The sequence below is a fragment of the Fimbriimonadaceae bacterium genome (assembly GCA_019638795.1).
Classification (GTDB): Bacteria; Armatimonadota; Fimbriimonadia; order Fimbriimonadales; family Fimbriimonadaceae; genus JAHBTB01.
Genome location: JAHBTB010000002.1, coordinates 157754 through 176276, shown reverse-complemented (window position 1 = coordinate 176276; position 18523 = coordinate 157754). Strand labels below are relative to the sequence as shown.

General features: G+C 65.3%; 14 protein-coding genes. 8 read left to right on the top strand and 6 right to left on the bottom strand.

Translation table 11 applies throughout. The annotated features are described in order from the left end of the window. The first annotated feature begins 6 nt into the window (after window positions 1–6). On the top strand, window positions 7–687 hold the full coding sequence (locus KF857_04300) for a GNAT family N-acetyltransferase (protein MBX3111208.1): 681 nt from the start codon (window positions 7–9) through the stop codon (window positions 685–687). A gap of 33 nt (window positions 688–720) precedes the next feature. Further along, window positions 721–2577: a hypothetical protein gene (locus tag KF857_04295; GenBank protein ID MBX3111207.1), complete on the top strand. Its 1857-nt coding sequence runs from the start codon at window positions 721–723 to the stop codon at window positions 2575–2577. A gap of 59 nt (window positions 2578–2636) precedes the next feature. Here KF857_04295 and KF857_04290 read toward each other — a convergent pair whose 3' ends face one another. Then, on the bottom strand, window positions 2637–3041 hold the full coding sequence (locus KF857_04290) for a PEP-CTERM sorting domain-containing protein (GenBank protein ID MBX3111206.1): 405 nt from the start codon (window positions 3039–3041) through the stop codon (window positions 2637–2639). Between the two features lie 71 nt (window positions 3042–3112). On the opposite strand from KF857_04290, the gene metK reads away from it, so the two are divergent. Continuing rightward, window positions 3113–4243, top strand: coding sequence for a methionine adenosyltransferase (metK, locus tag KF857_04285; GenBank protein MBX3111205.1), 1131 nt, complete (start codon window positions 3113–3115; stop codon window positions 4241–4243). Between the two features lie 56 nt (window positions 4244–4299). Here the strand turns inward: metK and KF857_04280 are convergent, their stop codons facing one another. The 3 genes from KF857_04280 to KF857_04270 form a co-directional block, all read right to left on the bottom strand. Then, a complete protein-coding gene (locus tag KF857_04280) occupies window positions 4300–4725 on the bottom strand; it encodes a tetratricopeptide repeat protein (protein ID MBX3111204.1) in 426 nt (141 codons plus the stop codon). Between the two features lie 184 nt (window positions 4726–4909). Continuing rightward, entirely contained in the window at window positions 4910–6826 is a 1917-nt protein-coding gene (locus KF857_04275; GenBank protein MBX3111203.1) for a hypothetical protein, read from the bottom strand. Between the two features lie 89 nt (window positions 6827–6915). Next, window positions 6916–7767: a deoxyribonuclease IV gene (locus tag KF857_04270; protein ID MBX3111202.1), complete on the bottom strand. Its 852-nt coding sequence runs from the start codon at window positions 7765–7767 to the stop codon at window positions 6916–6918. A 52-nt stretch (window positions 7768–7819) separates the two neighbouring features. On the opposite strand from KF857_04270, the gene KF857_04265 reads away from it, so the two are divergent. The 4 genes from KF857_04265 (at window position 7820) to KF857_04250 (ending at window position 15043) form a co-directional block, all read left to right on the top strand. Further along, window positions 7820–9175 carry a phosphomannomutase CpsG gene (locus KF857_04265; GenBank protein ID MBX3111201.1) on the top strand — a complete coding sequence of 452 codons (1356 nt, stop codon included), beginning with the start codon at window positions 7820–7822 and terminating at the stop codon, window positions 9173–9175. 267 nt (window positions 9176–9442) lie between these two features. Next, window positions 9443–11365: a hypothetical protein gene (locus KF857_04260; GenBank protein MBX3111200.1), complete on the top strand. Its 1923-nt coding sequence runs from the start codon at window positions 9443–9445 to the stop codon at window positions 11363–11365. A gap of 115 nt (window positions 11366–11480) precedes the next feature. After that, window positions 11481–11918, top strand: a complete 438-nt coding sequence (locus KF857_04255; protein ID MBX3111199.1) for a hypothetical protein — start codon at window positions 11481–11483, stop codon at window positions 11916–11918. A gap of 59 nt (window positions 11919–11977) precedes the next feature. Continuing rightward, the gene (locus KF857_04250; protein ID MBX3111198.1) at window positions 11978–15043 is read left to right on the top strand and encodes a PD40 domain-containing protein; all 3066 of its coding nucleotides are present in this window, start codon (window positions 11978–11980) and stop codon (window positions 15041–15043) included. A 7-nt stretch (window positions 15044–15050) separates the two neighbouring features. Here KF857_04250 and KF857_04245 read toward each other — a convergent pair whose 3' ends face one another. Together KF857_04245 and sdhA are read right to left on the bottom strand one after the other, a co-directional pair. Beyond that, window positions 15051–15272, bottom strand: coding sequence for a (4Fe-4S)-binding protein (locus KF857_04245; protein ID MBX3111197.1), 222 nt, complete (start codon window positions 15270–15272; stop codon window positions 15051–15053). A 33-nt stretch (window positions 15273–15305) separates the two neighbouring features. Next, on the bottom strand, window positions 15306–17207 hold the full coding sequence (gene sdhA / locus KF857_04240) for a succinate dehydrogenase (quinone) flavoprotein subunit (GenBank protein ID MBX3111196.1): 1902 nt from the start codon (window positions 17205–17207) through the stop codon (window positions 15306–15308). Between the two features lie 228 nt (window positions 17208–17435). On the opposite strand from sdhA, the gene KF857_04235 reads away from it, so the two are divergent. Beyond that, on the top strand, window positions 17436–18413 hold the full coding sequence (locus KF857_04235; protein ID MBX3111195.1) for a hypothetical protein: 978 nt from the start codon (window positions 17436–17438) through the stop codon (window positions 18411–18413). Window positions 18414–18523: the final 110 nt, after the last annotated feature.

The following is an 18523-nucleotide window of genomic DNA, read 5'->3' as shown; positions in this document are numbered from 1 at the left end:
TTGGTGATGACTGGCCGCCACCCTCTTGACAACCCGGTCTGGTCGGCCCTGAGCACGCGCCATGCCGCGATGGCGGTGGGAGGCGGCTCGGCCCGACGCTACCCGGCCGACTTCGGCCCGTTCGTCGCCGTCGGCGAGCCGTCCGAGCGTGCGGAGCAAGAAGCGGCCGACCTTGTGGCTCCGGGCGAGTCGATGGTGTTCGGGGCGGTCGCGCCGGCCCTCTCCTCGGCCTGGCGTCTCGACCGGACCGCCGCCATTGTGCAGATGGTTTATGAAGGGCCAAGGCGGGAAGGAGGCGACCCCCGGGTCGTGCGGTTGGGTGAGGCCGACATTCCCGCCATGGTCGAACTCACCGAGATGGTTTATCCCGCCTACTTTCGCGCCGGGACGGCCCGGGCGGGGGCCTTCTTCGGGGTGAAGCAGGAGGGCAGGCTGGCCGCCATGGCGGGGACAAGGTTCCGCATGGACGGCTACACCGAGGTGACCGCGGTGTGCACCCACCCTGGACACCTTGGCCAGGGACTGGCCAGCCTGCTCGTCGCCCACACGGTCGCCCACATTCAAGCTGAAGGGGACCAGCCCTTTCTCCATGTTGACGACGACAACCACCGGGCGATCGGGGTCTACGAGCGCCTTGACTTCCGCCCACGGTGGACCATGCCGCTCTGGGGCGTCACTCGAGTCTGAGGCGAGTACCTGCGCCGGTAGACTTGCCCCGCGATGTTGACCTGCCTCGTTGCCGCGGCCGCCCTGACCCAGGCGGTCGATTCGCCATGGGCCGACCGGGACGGCGACGGCCTGTGCGACTCCTGGGAGACGAAGGGCTTCGGCCCGCTCGACCCCAAGTCGGCGGGTTGCAAGCCAGACCATGCGGACTTGGTCATCGTCTTTCGGCCCCGTCCCGGCTTGACACCCGAAAAGCTGCAGCCGACGATCGACCGGTTGACGCGGTTCTATGCCGAGATGCCCCACCAAAACCCGGACGGCAAGCCGGGGCTGCACCTTGTCCCGGTCGTCTTGCCCCCGTTGGACGCCAAGTTCAACAACCGGAGCTACGCCCAGCTCTACGACGAGGCCATGCCCGAAGAGTGGCGCGGCCTGGGTCACGGCGTCCTTGTCGAGAACAGCCCGGGCGGGGGCGGTCAGGCCAACCGGCCTGACTGGTGCGGCACGGGCTACAACTCTTGGACGATCGTCCACGAGGTGGGCCACCAACTAGGCCTGCCCCACGAGCCGAAGAGCACCGGCGTCGGGTCACCCCTCCACACGAGCCTGATGAACTACGACTACCTGTACCAGTTCGACGGCAGCCCGGACAAAGTCCACTTCAGCACGGGGCGGTTCGCCAGTCTGCGGCTCAAGATGACCGACCTGGACGAAGTGTTGCCGTTCCCCTACGCCGACCTCGAATACCTCAGCAAACGGCCGGGTCATTACACGGTCAAAAAGATCGACGAGACCCACACGGCGGTGGATTGGAACCGCAACGGCGTCGTCGGCGAACACCATGTCCGGGCGAACATCGACGACGGCTATTCGGTCGGCATCCGCGGCCTGGTCAAGGGCCCGAAGGTCAGCGGGTCACCGGCAGTGGCCGCTTGGGGCGGCGGGCTCTACAACGCGGTGCCGGAAGGCGGCTCAGGCGACAAGTACAGCCCGACCCCCGAAGACCTGGCCCGGCTCGCCGTCTACCGGGTTGAGCCTGACGGCAAGTTCAACCGGGTGTACCAGGGCCCGCCCGACGACGTCGCCAGCGACGTCTCCGCCCTCGGCGACGCCAAGTCGCTGTGGCTCGCCCATCAGACTCCCAAGGGCTGGAAGTTGACGACGCTCACCCACGGGCCGGGGGACACGGTGCAGGTGGCCAACCGGCGCTTCGACGAGGCCGGCGAACCCGTGCTGGCCATGGTGAAGGGCCGCGTTTCAGCGGTCGTGCGGGGCAAAGGCGGGGAGTTGACCGTCGTCGACCTGCGGGACCGGGCCGCAAAGCCGCAGAGTCTCGGGTTGACGAGCCTGGCCCCGGCTGGAGTAGCGTGGCGTCAGGACAAAGACCGCTTGGCCGTCGTCACCGTGGAGGACCATGGCGTGATCACCGGGGTCATGGTGGTCCACGAGCTGGCCCGGTCAGGGGACGGGTGGAAGGAGGTCGGCAAGCCCCTGACCGTCGGAGGCGAGAAGACCCCGGCCCGGTGCACGGGGCGGCCGGTCCTCTTGGTCGAGGACGGGCAGTACCAGGTCTATTGCAAGGGGCACAAGGACAAGGCGGGCGACCCCGGTCTCAACTACCTGTGTCGCCAAATCGCCACGGGATCCGGTTGGTGGACCAAAATGATGGGCAACGAGTGGGCTTTCTCGCGGAGTGTGGGCGGGGTTTGCCGCTTCGGGGGCGACATCGTCTACGCCTACCGGTGGCACGGCGGGCCGGAGGACAACACCGTCTGGCTCCACCGGCACGGGTCGGGGATCCATGACGGGGTGGTCACCGACTTCGACGAGGTGTCGTACATTTTTGAGCAGGGCCTGCGCGACTCGCTTCGGGCCGTCCAGAACGAGCAGTGGAAAGTCAATCGGCGGTGACGGACGGTGCGGGACAGCCTTGTTGAGGCTGTCCCGGCAGGAGAGACGCGAGTCCCAGTTCAGGCCTTGCGGCGTCGGGCCACGGCCAATGCCCCGAGGCCAAGGACGGCCAGCGAGACGGGCTCGGGCACCGAGGTGATGGTGGGGTCGTTGATGTCGGACCCGTAGTGGAACGCCACGTTGCTGATGTCACTCTCGCTCATCGAGGCGACGTTGAGTTGGTTGACCAAGGTGTCCTGGACCAAGGGGATCGAGTTGAGTTGAGGCTGGCTCTCGTGACCTGCAGCGGAGATGACGTTGTAGTCGTCCCCGTTGGGGGACCCGCCACCCGAGATGAACAAGTTGCCCGGGCCAAAGATGCCGATGCCGACGGACGAGAGTCCGTAAGCGTCGGTCACATTGAGCGTCCCGCCGGCGGTGATGCCCGACTTAAGGGCGTAGTGCTGACCCAGCGTGACGCCCAACCAGGTGTATGTACGAGGGACCTTCTTGGGCCCCCGTCAGGCCGCCAATCGGTATCCTGCCCGCCGGTTCGATGTCTTACCGGCAGATCCACACATCCGAAAGTGTCAGCGAGGGGCACCCCGACAAGCTCGCCGACCAGATTTCCGACGCCGTCCTTGACAGCGCCTTGGAGCAAGAAAAGCACGCCCGAGTCGCGATTGAGACGCTGGTCACCCACGGCCTTGCCGTCGTCACCGGCGAGTTGACGATGAAAGAGGGGTACGTCGACGTCGCCAAACTCGTCCGCAAGACGATCACCGACGTCGGCTACACGAGCACCGACATCGGTTTTGACGGTGAGATGTGCGGCGTCATGGTCAGCATCCAAGGGCAGTCCCCCGACATCGCCCGGGGCGTCGACACCGGAGGCGCCGGCGACCAAGGGATGATGTTCGGCATGGCCACGGACGAGACTCCGGAGCTCATGCCCCTGCCGATCGCGGTGGCCCACGCGATGATGCGCCAGTCGGCCGCCGTCCGCCGCGAGCAGCCCAGCTTGGGCCTACGGCCGGACGCCAAGAGCCAAGTCTCCGTGGAATACGAGGACGGACGGCCCACGCGGATCAACACCGTCGTCGTCAGCCAGCAGCACAACGCCGAGGTCGAGCGCAACATCCAAGAGATCGTCCATGAGCATGTCATCAGGCCGGTGCTTGCCCAGTACGCGACCTACGCGAAGGGTGACATCACCTACCACATCAACCCGACCGGGCGCTTTGTCACCGGGGGGCCGCAGGGCGACACCGGTCTCACCGGTCGAAAGATCATCGTCGACACCTATGGCGGCATGTGCCCCCATGGCGGCGGCGCCTTCAGCGGCAAAGACCCCACCAAGGTCGACCGGAGCGCGGCCTACATGGCCCGCCACGTGGCCAAGTGTGTCGTCGCCGCTGGTCTGGCCACCCGCGTCCAGGTGGCCTTGGCCTACGCCATCGGTGTCGAACAGCCGGTCGCGGTCAACCTGGAGACCTACGGCACCGAGACAGTGCCGGTGGATACGATCCGCGAGCGGGTCAGCGCCACGTTCGACATGTCGCCGCAGGGCATCATCAAGCACCTCGGTCTCTTGGACTTCAAATACTCGCCGACGGCCAAGAACGGCCACTTCGGCAACCCGGCGTTCCCCTGGGAACGCACCGACGAAGCGTCGGCCCTGCGCTGAGCCGGAGACAGCAATGAGAAACTCCACCCGGCGGGGTGGAGTTTCTTTGCCTTTGGCTAGTGAAGGACGTCGTTCCGCGGCTGGGTCGAGCGGATGCCCATCGCGGGGACCCACGTCCCCTTGTGGCGGACCGGGCGGCCGCAGGCGAGGTCTTCCATCCAGAGTTCGACGGCGTCCAAGGAACTCGCGACTTGCTCGCGGAAGGCCGCGATGTTGCTCTGGGCAAGGGCGCGGCGAAAATCTTCGGCGGCATGGGTCAGGTCGCCCTGGCTTAGGCGGGCCATGCCTCGGGTGTAGCGGTAGCCGGGCTCGTGAGGATTGAGCCGGAGCAGCCGGGTCATTGTCGCAATGACAGCGTCGAACTCGCCACCAAACCACTGGGCCTGGGCGATGGTCTCAAGTGCGCCCAAGTGGTCCGGGTCCTTGGCCAGTGTTTCCAGACACGCCTCCTTGGCCTGCCTCCAGTTATAAGACTGCAGCATCAATTTCGCCTCCTCAAGCCTGATTGCAATAACGTTCGCGTCGCCAGCGCTCCCCAGCCACTGGCCACCCTTCGGCTTTCGCGCCTGCCTGGACGCTCCAACCGAAGCCCCGCCGTGCAAGCGTCCCGACATGTTAGTCCGACGAACGGCCGTCCTGTCACGTTGTCCTGGTGTATTTCTCATCTTATGCGGAAGTCTTTTCGGAAATCAGGTGGTTTTGCGGGCCAAAGGCGGCGACTTTCGCCCGCAACGCCAGGGGGATGCGCGCCCGGCCGTCGGGCGTGGTGAGGGCCACCATCGACGCGATGGCGGCGGCTTCGTTGGCCCAACTCCGGGCAAACGGTTCGGCGACGTCGCGCAACGCGACGACGTAGTCGCCCTCGTCGCGGCGGCACAGGCCCGACCCGGTCGGCAACTTCGCGCGCAGCCGCATCGCGAACTTGCGGACGGCCAGGTCGTAGGCGGGCCGGCCATACGACTCGACAAGGTCTTCGCGGCGAGGGACGTCAAGGTAGACCAGGCAACCGCGGCCCATGCCTTTCAGGCAGTCTTGGAACTCCTTGGGCGTCATCAGGCCCTCGGGGTCTCGGCCACCTTGCTCGTGCCGGGCCAAGGCGTGGCCAAGTTCGGCGGTGACGACACGGAGCGTCTCGAGGCGGGCGTTGTCCACGCCGCCGACCCGGTGGGTCGCCGCGGTCAGGAACCCGTAAGGCTCCTCGCCGAAGCTGACGGGAAGCACGACGACGCTGCCGATCCGCTTCTTGACCGCCTCGGTCTTCGGGAACCTGTCGTCGGCCAAGGCGTCGACCATGACGATCTCCGGCGCTCCGAGCTTGAGCCAACCGTGCAGGCCCGGCCCATAAGCGAACGACATCGACTCGACCGGCTGGACGGGCAACCCCCGAAGGGCGACCTGGACCGCGGAGGCGTCCTGCAGGAAGTTGACGGCCAGATGGTCGAGACGCAGCACCTCGCCAAGCTCCCGCACGACCCGGGACACCAAGTTTTCTTTGGACTCCGAGCCCTGGGCGGTGGTCGCTACGGTGTAGAGGAGTTCGGTCTCGCGCAGCCGCCGCCGTTCCATGTCGCGCTCGCGTTGGGCGGCCAGAAGGTGGGCCAGGCTGTCGGCGGCGTCGCCGACGACCTGGAGGGCGGCTTCCAGGCCCTTGAGCGTCTGGTGGAACAGGGCGACCATGCCGACGACGCGCCCGTTGCGCTTCAGGAGGGCCGTGCCGACCTGGGTGGCGTCGCCTTCCGGTTTGATCGCGTTGAAGCGCTTCTCAAAGAGGTGGCGCATTTGGGCGTCGCTCATGCCCATGGGAATGTCAAAGTGCGTTTCCGCCGACCCGACGGGAAACTTGCCCGACGCGGCCTCGACGAGCAGACGACGGCCTCCGTCGGTCGCACCGAAGACGACGACCCCTTCGGCCCCCGAGCTCTCTTTGGCCGCTTCGGACAGGCCCTGGAACGGGTTGTCGGTCGCCCGGTTCACCGAGTCGAACAGTTTCACCATCGCTTGGTCGCGGCGGTGCCGTCGCTGAAGGTCGTCGGTGTGTTGCTTTAAGGCACGGTAGGTGGCGCGGAGCTCGCCGTTGTCGCTGGGCGTCTTGGTCTTCTCTCCGGCCGCCTCCGCGGTGACGAAGACCTTCTTTTCCTCGACGACGACACGGGTTTGGTTGCCCAGCAAGCCGACGACGAGGACGCCGACGGTGTGGAGCATGACGGGGGCGGTGAACCCCTCCCCCCCGAAGAGGTTCGACCCGACCATGATGGTCGCGGCGACGAGCGGGGCCATTGACGCGGCTTCCGCCTCGTACTTGCCGGCGGCCCACATCATGGGGGCGAGGACGAGAAAGCCGTAGAACTGTAGGGTGTGGGCGTTGCTGAGGGCGGCGGCGATCCAGGCCGCGTCGATGACGGCGGCGATCCCCGCGACCCCTCCGTTGCGCAGGCCCTTCTTCTCCACCATGTAGAGGACCCCGAAGTACGCGAGCCCGACCAAGCAGAGCTTCCAGACGAAGTCGAACTCGGGCTTTCCCGTCGCCAAAGAGACGCCAAAAACAGCCAGGGCCACGCAACAGCGGACGGCAAGTTCGACCATCACTTCAGGTTTTCGGCATGAAAAACCTGCACTGGAGGGTGAGTTTCTGGGGATTGTGCGAGCCCGGTATTCACCAGGCCGTCATCCGACTAGGCCCGCGCCCATTCCCATAGCCGGGCCACGTTGACGGCGTGGTGGGTGTCGGCCTCCGGCGTCTCGACGACGATCATCGTCTGCTCGAACCGGGGGTCCTTCACCAGGCACTGGAACGCCACCGGGCCGATCTCGCCTTCACCCAGGTGCTCGTGGCGGTCCACCCGTGTGCCCAGACCCTTCTTGCTGTCGTTGCAGTGGACCACCTTGATCCGGTCGCATCCGACGAGGCGGTCGAACTCGGCGAAGGTCGCCTCGTAGGCCTCCGCCGTGCGGATGTCGTAGCCGGCGGCAAAGATGTGGCAGGTGTCCAGGCAGACGGCCAGCCTGGCCGGGTCGCCGGCCGCCTCGATGACCGTGGCAAGGTGTTCAAACCGGTAGTTGAGCGAAGACCCTTGTCCGGCCGTCGTCTCCATCAGCAGGGTCACCGAACCGGGCGTGTCGGCCAAGACCTCACGCGCCGACTCGGCGACCCGGGCCAGCCCGACCTCTTCTCCCTGCCCCGAGTGCGCCCCCATGTGGCTGACGACGAAGGGGATGCCGTACCGGTCGCACCGCCGCATCTCGCCCTTCAGCCCCTCCATCGCCTGCCGGCGCTTGTCTTCGTCGGCGTTGGCCAGGTTGATCAGGTAGCTGTCATGGCTCACCGTGTGCCGGCCCAACCCCGACTCTTGGGCCGCGGCCCGGAAGGCGTCGGCCATCTCGTCGGTCACTGGCTTTGCCGCCCAGTTCTGGGGGCTGGAGGTGAAGACTTGCACCGCGGTGCACCCGATGCCGACACCGTTCTTCAGGGCAAGCGGCAGGCCTTTGCCGGTCGGCATATGGGCCCCGATGAGTTGGGCTGGCATCGTCTGGTCTTACCTGGTCCCCCTGGGCCAGCCTGGTAACCTTGCCGCGCAAATGGGCCAGTATCTTGCCTGCTTCAAAGCCTACGACGTCCGCGGCAAGGTGCCCGGCGAGCTGAACCCAGAGGTCGCACGGGCGGTCGGACGCGCCTATGCCCGTCAAACGGGCGCCAAGACCGTCTGCGTCGGCCACGACATCCGGTTGAGCGGCCCTGAGCTGGCCGAGGCCCTCACCCAAGGCCTTAACGAAGAGGGCACCAGCGTCGTCGACCTCGGCATGGTCGGCACCGAGATGGTCTACTTTGCCACCGCCGCCTACGGCTACGACGGCGGCGTGATGATCACGGCCAGCCACAACCCGCCGGAGTACAACGGCATGAAGATGGTCCGGCAGGAGAGCCGCCCCATCAGCGGAGACACGGGGCTCTACGACATTGAGAAGGACGCCGCCGACATCTTGGGCGGCAAGGTCGGCCCGGGGAACGGGTCGGCGGTCAACACCAAGCGCGACGCCTACGCCGACTTTGTCCGGCACCTCCTCCAGATTTGTCCGGCGGACGCCCTGAAAGACTTCAAGGTCCTCGCGAGTCCCGGCAACGGGGCCGCCGGGGTCGCGATGGAGGCCTTGGCGCCGCACGTCCCGCTCCAAGTGACCAAGATGATGTTCGAGCCGGACGGAAATTTCCCGAACGGTGTCCCCAATCCGATCCTAGAGGAAAGCCGCGCCCCGGTCGTCGAGGCGATGAAGACGGGTAAGTACGACCTCGGCATCGCATGGGACGGTGACTACGACCGTTGCTTCTTTGTGGACGAGCGCGGCGAGTTCATCGAGGGCTACTACTTGGTGGGGCTGCTTGCCCAGTCGATCCTCGCCGACAACCCCGGCGCGGCGATCATTTATGACCCCCGGCTCACCTGGAACACGGTCGAGATCGTCGGGCGGCACGGCGGACGCGCGGTGATGTGCAAGAGCGGCCACGCCTTCATCAAGGAACGGATGCGGGCCGAGAACGCCGTCTACGGCGGCGAGATGAGCGCCCACCACTACTTCAAGGCGCACTGGTACTGCGACAGCGGCATGATCCCGATGCTCCTGACCCTGCGGCTGATGGCCCAGACCGGCAAGAGCCTGGGCGAGCTTGTCGGGGGGATGATGGACCGTTACCCCTGCAGCGGAGAGATCAACTCCACGGTCTCCGACGTCAAGGCGACCCTGGCCAGGGTGGAAGCGGCCTATCCGGGGGGCGAAGTCGACAAGACCGACGGCCTGAGCCTTGAGTTCAAGGACTGGCGGTTCAACCTACGGGGGAGCAACACCGAGCCTGTCATCCGGCTCAACGTGGAGACCCGGGGCGACAAGGCTCTGCTCCAGGCGAAGACGGAAGAACTCCTCGCCTTGGTTCGGTCCTAGAGGGTCTGGGCCCAAAAGACCTAGTAAGCCCACCAGGATCGGGACGCAGGCATGCGCGACATGCCAATATTCCACACAGGCGTAGAGCCCGTGTCTATGCCATCAGGACGACTGACGCAGGACGCGTCGCTAAGCAATCGCAGACGGGCTTGGCTTCACAGGGAACTTAAGGAAAGTTGTGAGGTCCGGAGTCCGGTCCCCGCGGTGGGCACAAGCGACAAACGTCAAGCCAAGGTCGGCCTGAGTTTGGAGCCAAACATGAACCGCATGATGAAGCTCGCTCTGAGCACACTTCTTGGCGTCGCGCTGGTCGTCCCGGCGTTCGCTCAAGACCAATTCCCGGACGTCGTTCCGGACAACCACTGGGCCTATGACGCCGTCGCCAACCTGAAGGGCAAAGTCCTGATTGGTTACCCCGACGGTAAGTTCCGCGGCCCGCGCGAAATGACCCGCTACGAGTTCGCCGTCGCGATCGACCGCCTGTGGAAGATCTATGACGAGCGCTTCAAGGCGATCGAAGGCCAGATCAAGGCCCTCGAAGCCCGCCCGTCGGGCGGTGGCGGTGGCGGCACCGACAACAGCGGCGACATCCAGGCGCTCAAGGACCAGCTCTCCGAGCTCAAGTCCGCGGTCGCCGGCATGAAGGACTACTCGGGCGACATTGCTGAGCTCAAGAAGCTCAGCAAGGAGTTTGAGAAGGAACTCGCTGGCCTCGGCGTCAACGTCGAAGACATGAAGAAGCAGTTGGCTGACCACGAAGCCCGCCTGAAGGCCCTCGAAGCCTACAAGCCGGCTCTGGACATCCACGGCCAAGCTGACCTCCTCATCCTCGCCGGTCACAGCAGCGACAACAACCTGGGCATCCTCCACGGCGGCGAGATCATCGGCGCCGACCGGAACACCGGCTTTGCCGCTGGCATGACCCGCAACTTCTCGGTCCTCCACCAGCTCGCCTTGAACTTCAAGTCGACGAACGAGGGCCCGAAGGTCGCCGGTACGCTCGTCATCGGTAACGTGCTCGACACGCTGGGTGCCTACGGCGCCTACATGCCGGGCGGACGCCTGGCTGTCGAGGGCGCCACCGACGTCTACCTGCAAGACCTGGCCGTCAACTATGACGCCAGCCTCGCGGGCCAGGGCTTCAGCGCCCAAGTCGGTCGCGTCCACACGAAGGTCGGTCACTACCTGTTCCAGCGCACTGAGTACACCTCGGAGTACTTCGAGAACTCGGCTCGCGAGAACGGCGACTACTACTTCGACGGCGGCATCCTGAACTTCAAGTTCGGAAAGGCTGACCTGAAGGTGATGGGCGGCCGCAACAGCGCCCGCAACAGCACCAACGGCGTCGACCTGAACCCGATCGGCATCGGCATGACCGGTAGCCAGATCGACCAGAACCTGGGCGTCCAGCTCAAGTTCCCGATCGGCGACATGGGCAGCGTGAACCTGGCCTACCTCTGGTTGGACAGCAACACCCGCTCGACGGTCCCTGCTGGCGTCGTCAACCGGATGAACGTCTACGGCGGTGAGATCAAGCTCAAGTTCGACAAGATCAACGTCTATGGCGCGTACTCGAAGTCGCAGCTGAACGAGAACAACAGCAGCACCGTCGACAGCGACAACGCTGCTTGGCACGCTCAGTTGACCTACAACGCGGGCAAGTTCCAGATCGGTGGCGGTTACCGCCGCGTCGAGAAGAACTTCCTCGCTCCTGGCGACTGGGGTCAGTTCGGTACTTGGCAGAGCCCGGTGAACTTTGAAGGGTTCAACATCTCTGCTTCGTTCATGCCGAACGACAACCTCACGATCTGGGGCATGGGTGAGTTCGTCAAGGGTGTCAGCAACACGGCTGGTCTGGGCAACAACGTCCTGACTGGCGGTAGCGACGACAAGATCGACGACTTCGCCATCGGCGCGGACTTCAAGCTGAACAACATGTTCGACGTGAACCTCAAGTACGAGGACACGAAGTTCAAGTTCGGTGCGGGTACCCAGCCGAAGCAGCGCTGGTACACCCTCGGCCTGGGCTACAACCTGGGTGCGACGAGCCGCCTGACCTTCAAGTACATGTTCAGCGACGTCGACAACGGCAGCCGCACGGGTATGACCTTCAACCCGGGTGGCTTCGGTGGCGCGAGCTCGGTCTTCAAGGGCGGCCTCTTGGCCACCCAGCTGACCGTCAAGTTCTGAACCTGACCTGACAAGCCGACTCGGCCCCGACGACCTTGGTCGCCGGGGCCGAGTCCCTTTTGGGCCTGGGCCAGCCCGAACCCATCATGGCGATGGGGTCGTCTAAACTCATGTTATGGACCGTAAAGCCGTTGTCCGCTCCGCCATGGTCGGCGCCGCCATTTTTGTCGCCGGGGTCGCCGGGGCCGGGCAGATCAAGCAAGTTCTCAAGATCCTTGGCGTGGGGGCCGTCGTCGACCGCTTTGGCGGCGACATCAACCGGGAGTTCAACAAGATCACCGGCCACGAGGACACCAACAAGAGCTACACCAAAGTTGTCCCGATCCTGACCGTCGGCCTTCGAAGCCGCGGGGCCATCGGCGCCGCCCAGGTGATGGGCTCCAAGTCGAACGTCGAAAAGGTCCGGGCCGTGGCCTCGCCGGAGATCGAGATGTTCGGTGAGATCCACCTGCGCGCCTTGATCCCCGTCTCGACCACCGACGTGACCGACGCCAAGAAGCTCAAAGCCGTCGACGGCGTGGGCGTCAGCGGGATCGTCGACCTCAAGGTCTGACCTCCCCGACTTGGTTCCGCCCCGTGATTTATCGGGGCGGAATCGAGTAGAACCGGGCGATGCCGTGCCTCACCTGGTTGGCTCTGGCCGTCGCCATCGGCCCCTCCGACGCTGTCAAGCGCACCCAGAGCCCCGCTGTCTCGCCTGACGGCCAGACCATCGCCTTCAGTTGGCAGGGCGACATCTTTGTCGTGCCGACGAGGGGAGGCATGGCCCGCCGTCTCACCGTGAACGCGGCGGACGAAGACAACCCGCTGTGGACACCCGACGGTGGTTCGATCGTGTTTACTTCGGACCGGTACGGCAGCACCGACGTGTTCATCATGTCGGCCGAGGGTGCCGCCGTCCGGCGGCTGACCTTTGACAGCGGCAGCGAGGTGCCGTTCTCCGTCTCGCCCGACGGCAAGACGGTCTACGGCCACTTCAACCATTGGGGCCGCTCCAACCTTTTCGCCCTACCTGTCACCGGCGGCGACCCGGTGCGCCTGACCGGTCACCCGATGGAGACTGACTTCCAGCCGGCCGTCTCGCCCGACGGTAAGACCATTCTCTATTGCTCCGCCGGAGGGCCGTCCACCTGGCGCAAGCCGGGCCTGACCGGATCGGCGACGCCCCATGTGTGGGCGGGCAAGGTCGGCGTCCCCTTGTCCGGCATGCGCAAGGTCACCAGTTCTGAGTTCTATGAGTTCTCCCCTTCGTTTGTGTCCGACCGCGAGTTCGTCGCCGTCAGTAACCGGAGCGGGGTGCCTAACCTTTGGAAGTTCGGGTTGGACGGCAAAGGCCGCCGGCTCACCGACCTGGCCGACGGGACGATCAAGTCGGTCTCGACCGGCGGAGGCGTGGCGGTGTTCCAGCACGACAGCGAAGTCTGGGCGGCCGATTTGGCCACTGGTAAGGCGGCTCCGGTGCCGATCACCGCGCCGGCGGATTCCCGCCGGGCCGCTGTCGAACCCGTGACGGTCAACGCAGGCCTCTCCGACTTCGACGTCTCTCCCGACGCCAAGCGGATCCTCCTCGAGGCCCGGGGTGACCTCTTCCTGATTCCCGAGTCCGGAGGCACCACCCGTCAACTCACCACAAACCCGGCGTTCGACGGGTCTCCCGTTTGGCGGGACGCCAAGTCGTTCCTCTATGTCTCCGCTGGGCCGCGGGCCCGGCGACGCCTGATGAGTTCCGGCCTGGACGGCCGTTCGACCGTCTTCTACGAGTCCGACAAGGACGTCACGAACCCGACGGTCTCGCCCGACGGGCACTGGGTCGCCTTCCACCGGGGCGACCGTGAGGTCTGCGTCATGCCGGCCGCCGGAGGCGAGCCGACCGTGGTCGCCACGGGTAACTTCGCCAGCACTTACGCGGGCAGCCGCCAATACAACTGGTCGCCGGACAGCCAATGGCTGGTCACCACGGTCAGCAACGGCCGGAGCGACGACGTGACCCTGCACCGGCGCGACGGAAAGGGCCATGTCTTGGTCGGCCGGCTGGCCCGGGCCCAGGGGGCGGCGCAGTTCTTGCCCGACGGCAAGTCAATCTTGGCGGTCAGTTCCGAGGGCCTGGACTTCAGCGAGTCCCGAGACGGTACGAGCGCCCTCTACAAGTTCGACCTCGTGCCGCCCGAGACCACGTTCAGGGAAGACGACCTGGACAAGATCGACGAGCCCAAGGCCAAGGAAGGCAAGCCGGTCGTCAAGGTCGTTATGCGGGGGCTGGAGAACCGCAAGCGGAAGCTCGCGGCGGACGTGCGCGCCTTCTTTGTGACCGGCGACGCCAAGACGGTCGTGACCGTCGGCCCGAACGGGGCGGCACGGACCAGCACGACGTCGGGGCAGTCGCGGCCGATCGCAGGGGTGACATCGGTCCGCAGCTATGTGCAGGGCAAAGGGGGGAAGGCGTACCTTGTCCAGGGGGGCAAGCTCTTTGCCCTGAGCCCCGGAGCAGAGACTCCGTCCCCGGTCAACTTCAGCGCGACGGTCCGGGTCGACAACCGTGCCGAAGAGTCGGCCCTCTTCGAGGACGCGTGGCGCGCCCTACGCAACCTCTTCTATGACCACAACTTGCATGGCAAGGACTGGGACAAAGTCCACGACCAATTTGCCGCCGTCGTCCCCTACGTCACGAGCCGCGACGACTTCTACGCCCTGATGGGTGAGATGGTCGAGCGCCTGGACAGCTCCCACCAGGGGGCGACGAGCAGCGCGCCGTTCAGGGCCGAGCACGCCGAGCCGACCGGTTTCCTCGGCGTCGAGTGGGACTGGCCCGCCCTGGCCAAGGGGACATACCAGGTGGCCCGGGTCATCGAAGGCGGCCCGGCCTCCCTGCCGGACAGCGAGCTTATGGTCGGAGACGTCGTCGTCTCGATCGACGGTCAGGACGTGGGTGCGGCCCGACCCGTGAGCGTCGCCTTGGCTAACAAGGCGGGCGACAAGACGACGGTGGTCGTCCGGCGTGCGGGGAAAGAGTTGACCGTCCTCCTCAAGCCGACTTCGACCGGGTTCCGCTCGGCGGCGAACTACGACGACTGGGTGGCCTGGTCAAAGGCGACCGTCGACAAGCTGAGCGGCGGCAAGTTGGGCTATATCCACTTGCGCGGCATGGACGCGGCCAGTCTGGACCGGATGCTCGTCGACGTCCGCACTGACCTAGTGGGCAAGAAGGGCTTCATCCTCGACGCCCGCTACAACGGCGGCGGGTTCACCAGCCACACGGTTCTCAACCTCCTTCGTGAGCAGACGTGGTTGAAGCGGACGCACCGTGACATCCCCGGGGAGTGGGTCAGCGAAAACCTCATGCGGGGCGACACCGTCGAGCTGCCCGTGGCCTGCATGACCAACTGGGCCAGCTTCAGCAACGCCGAGATGCTCAGCGAGGGGTTCAAGGCGATGAAGATCGGCCCGGTCATCGGCGAACGGACCGGTGGCGCGGTCATCGGCACCGGAGCCTACAGCTTGTGGGACGGCGGTTCTGTCCGCATGCCCTCGATCGGGGTCTATGCCGTCGACGGCGAGAACCTTGAGCACCACGGCCGGTACCCCGACTACATCGTGCCGTTCGACCCCGACGCCTGGGCGGCGGGACACGACCCGCAGCTTGAGAAAGCGGTCGAGGTGATGCTGAAACGGATCGGTTAGGGCCGGGTCAGTCGGTGTCCTCGTCCAGACGGATCGCCCCGCTGGGGCACTGTCGGACGAGGGCGCGGACCGCGTCGGGCTCGCCGTTCTCCAGGACGATCCACGGCCTTCGTTTGGGGTCGAAGACGGCGGCCATGCCGCGGGCGCAGACGCCCGAATGCTGGCAAAGGGTGGGATCCCACCACACCTTGAGGTCGCCCGCTTCGTAGAGCTTCTTGCCGGTAGCCATGCGATATTGTCGCACCTTTGGCCGGCGCACGGCTCAGGGTTGCGGGGTGCCTTCCTTCTTCGGCAGGATGTCCTCGCCAAGAACGTACCGGGCGACCATGTTCTGGTTGATCTTGTACTTGCGCGGGCGGGGCGAGAGGGTGTTGCATTCCACCTTCTCGGAGAAGTCGAGCTTCGGCCCCTCCGGCGCCCACGTGGCCTTCGTCGTCACCAGCCACCGGTCGTCGTGGCGCTCGGGCTCGTCGAGCTTGAAGTGCGCCCCGCGTGACTCGTCGCGGGCGATGGCCCCGCTGACGATCGCTTTGCTCATCTCGATCATGTTGCCCAGTTGGCGGGTGAAGGGGACGGCCTGGTTCGTCCAGTCGCCGTTGTCGAGCACGGAGCACTGCCTGGCCCGCTCAGCAAGTTCGTCCAGCTTGGCCCGGGCGGCGAGAAGCTCCTTCTGGAGCCGCCAGATGCCGCAGTAGTCCCACATCGTCTCGCTGAGTTCGCTGGCGAGGCGGTACGGGTTTTCGGTGCCCTTGTTCTGGCGTAGGGCGGCATAAGCCGCCTCCTGTTCCTTGCGGGCCGCGTCGGCGGCCCCGGGTTCCAGTTCGCCGCTGACGTTTTTCAGGTACGCGAGGACGCCCAAGGCGCAGAGTTCGCCGCCGGTGAGACAGGTCAGCAAGGCGTTGGCGCCCAGGCGGTTGGCACCATGGTACTGATACTCGCATTCTCCGGCGGCATAGAGGCCGGGGATGTTTGTCGCCTGGTTGCGGGGGCTCAATTCGTCCAGGGTGGTGTCGTGACCCTTCTCATAGTCGACCCAGAGCCCGCCCATCGTGTAGTGGACGGCAGGATAGATGCGCATCGGGTTGTCGATGGGGTCCTCGCGCATGAACTTCTCGTAGATCTCGAGGACGCCGCCGAGTTTGTCGTAGATCAATTCGCGCGACATGCCCTCTTTGTGGTGGAGGTGGGTGATGTCGAGATACACCTGCTGGCGTTGCTTGACCCCCTTCTGGGCCCGGCAGACGCAGTAGATGATGAAGCTGACTAAGTCGCGGCTGAGGAGGTTGCCGTAGACCGGGTCGAACTCTTCGCAGAAGTACCAGCGGTCCTTCTCGGGAATGTCGAGCGGCCGGCGGGTGTCGTTCGGGTCGCGGGGAGACCAGAGGCGGCCGCCTTCACCGCGCACCGACTCGGACATCAGTCGGCACTTGTCTTCGCCGGGTATGGCGGTCGGGTGGATCTGCACCATTTCCGGGTTGCCATAGACCGCGCCTTGCTGATAGCAGATGCTCACCGGTGAGCCGGTGTTGATGATGGAGTTGGTCGTGCGGCCAAAGATGACCCCGTTTCCGCCCGTGGCGATGACGACGGCGTCGGCGGTGAAGCTCTCGATCGCCATGGTCCGCAGGTTTTGGGCGACGATCCCACGGCAGACGCCGGCCCCGTCCTTGATCAACGAGAGAAACTCCCAACCCTCGTACTTGGCGACCTTCTGCTCTGACTCAAGCCGCCGGACTTGTTCGTCGAGGGCGTAAAGAAGTTGCTGGCCGGTGGTCGCGCCGGCGTAGGCGGTGCGGTGCTTGAGGGTGCCGCCGAACCGGCGGAAGCTGAGAAGGCCTTCCTGGGTGCGGTTGAACGGCACGCCCATGCGGTCGAGGAGGAAGATGATCGCGGGCGCTCGCTCGGCCATGCGCATGACCGGAGGCTGGTGGTTGAGGAAGTCGCCGCCGGTGATGGTGTCCTCGAAGTGGAGGTAGGGGGAGTCCCCCTCACCGCGCAGGTTCACCGCCCCGTTGATACCGCCCTGGGCGCAGACGCTGTGGCTTCGCTTGACCGGGACCACGCTGAACAATTGGACGGAGTGGCCGGCCTCAGCCAGCTTCATGGTGGTCATCAACCCGGCGAGACCGCCGCCGACGACGACGACTTTCTTTTGCGCGGCCATGGCTGGCGATTATTGTACTTGGATCGGCGGACGATCCCACCCGACTTCCTCGGGAACCGGCGCTCTGCAGACTTTGTGAACAAGACAACGGGTCACAGAACGGTTGATGGTCCGGATACTCAATCGTATGGCCAATGATTACCCTTGGAACTGGCATGATAGGCTTGGAATTGCCGTGGGCACACGCCAGCGGTTGCTCGAAGCAGTTCGGCACACTATACTGGCACTATGGACAAGAGGCTTAGACTTCGGCGACTCGGTGGAGCCGTCTTGGTGCTGGCGGCCTCGGCCGCCGCGTTGGGGACTCCTTCCGAAGACAAGCTTCTCGCCCGGATCGCGGCCATCGTCAACCGGGCGAAAGCCGGTGTCGTCACCACGTACATTGAAACGGACAAGCCCTCCGGGGAGACCACGCTTTGCCGCTTGTATTTGACCAGCACACAAATGCGGCTTGACAGCATCAGGGAATATGACCCGGGCAAGCCTCTCCGTGACCCGCAGGTCGGCCTGCAGATCGTCACGTCGGACGCAGTGACACGAGACGGTGTCGTCAGGTTGCCGGGAACATTCAAGGACGCCGACGCTGTCTTCCAGGCCATGCTGGCCGACCCAAGTCCAGTTTCGCGCACCACCCTGACCAAGGGCACGCTCGGCTTCTCCAACGCGCTCAAGCTTTACGGGTTCACGGGCAAGGAGTGGTTCACCGACCAGATCGCACGCTCCGACAAGGTTGTCGTGACCGGCGACACATCGCTAAAGTGGCATGTGGCAGGCAAGGTCTCCCTGGAGGCGGTGGTGTCGGACGACGGGAAGCGGTTCACGAAGGTCACCCATGAGCCTCTGCCGGGTCAGCCAAGTGGATTCGTCAGGGCAGTGGTGGGGCCCGATCCGGCATCGCCGAGGCAGGCCGACGACTACATGGCCACCGCTGAGTATCGCGGGGCAGAGCCCATGTCCGCCACCTTCCACATCCAATCGGAGAAGTTCGGCCCGATCGACCCCAAGGTCTTTCATTTCACGGAGTCCGAAGGCTCGCTGCTCCGTAAGGGCGGCGATGTGTCCATCAAACGAGACGGCGAGCTGTCGAAGGGTGACGGAGGAAGCCAGAAGACGCCGCCGCCCTCAGGGCAGGTGGCGGTGACCGGGGTCGTCGGCTTGGTCCTTCTCGTCGCTGGGTCCGCCGCCGTCTGGTTGCGACGTCGATAGCCCCTTGGCAAAAAAAAACCCTGCGTCTTGCGGAACGCAGGGCTATCGCTGCCTTTCGGGTCACGTCCGGCGATGGTTGCCGCGCGACTCGTACCTGTGGTGACCTAGCT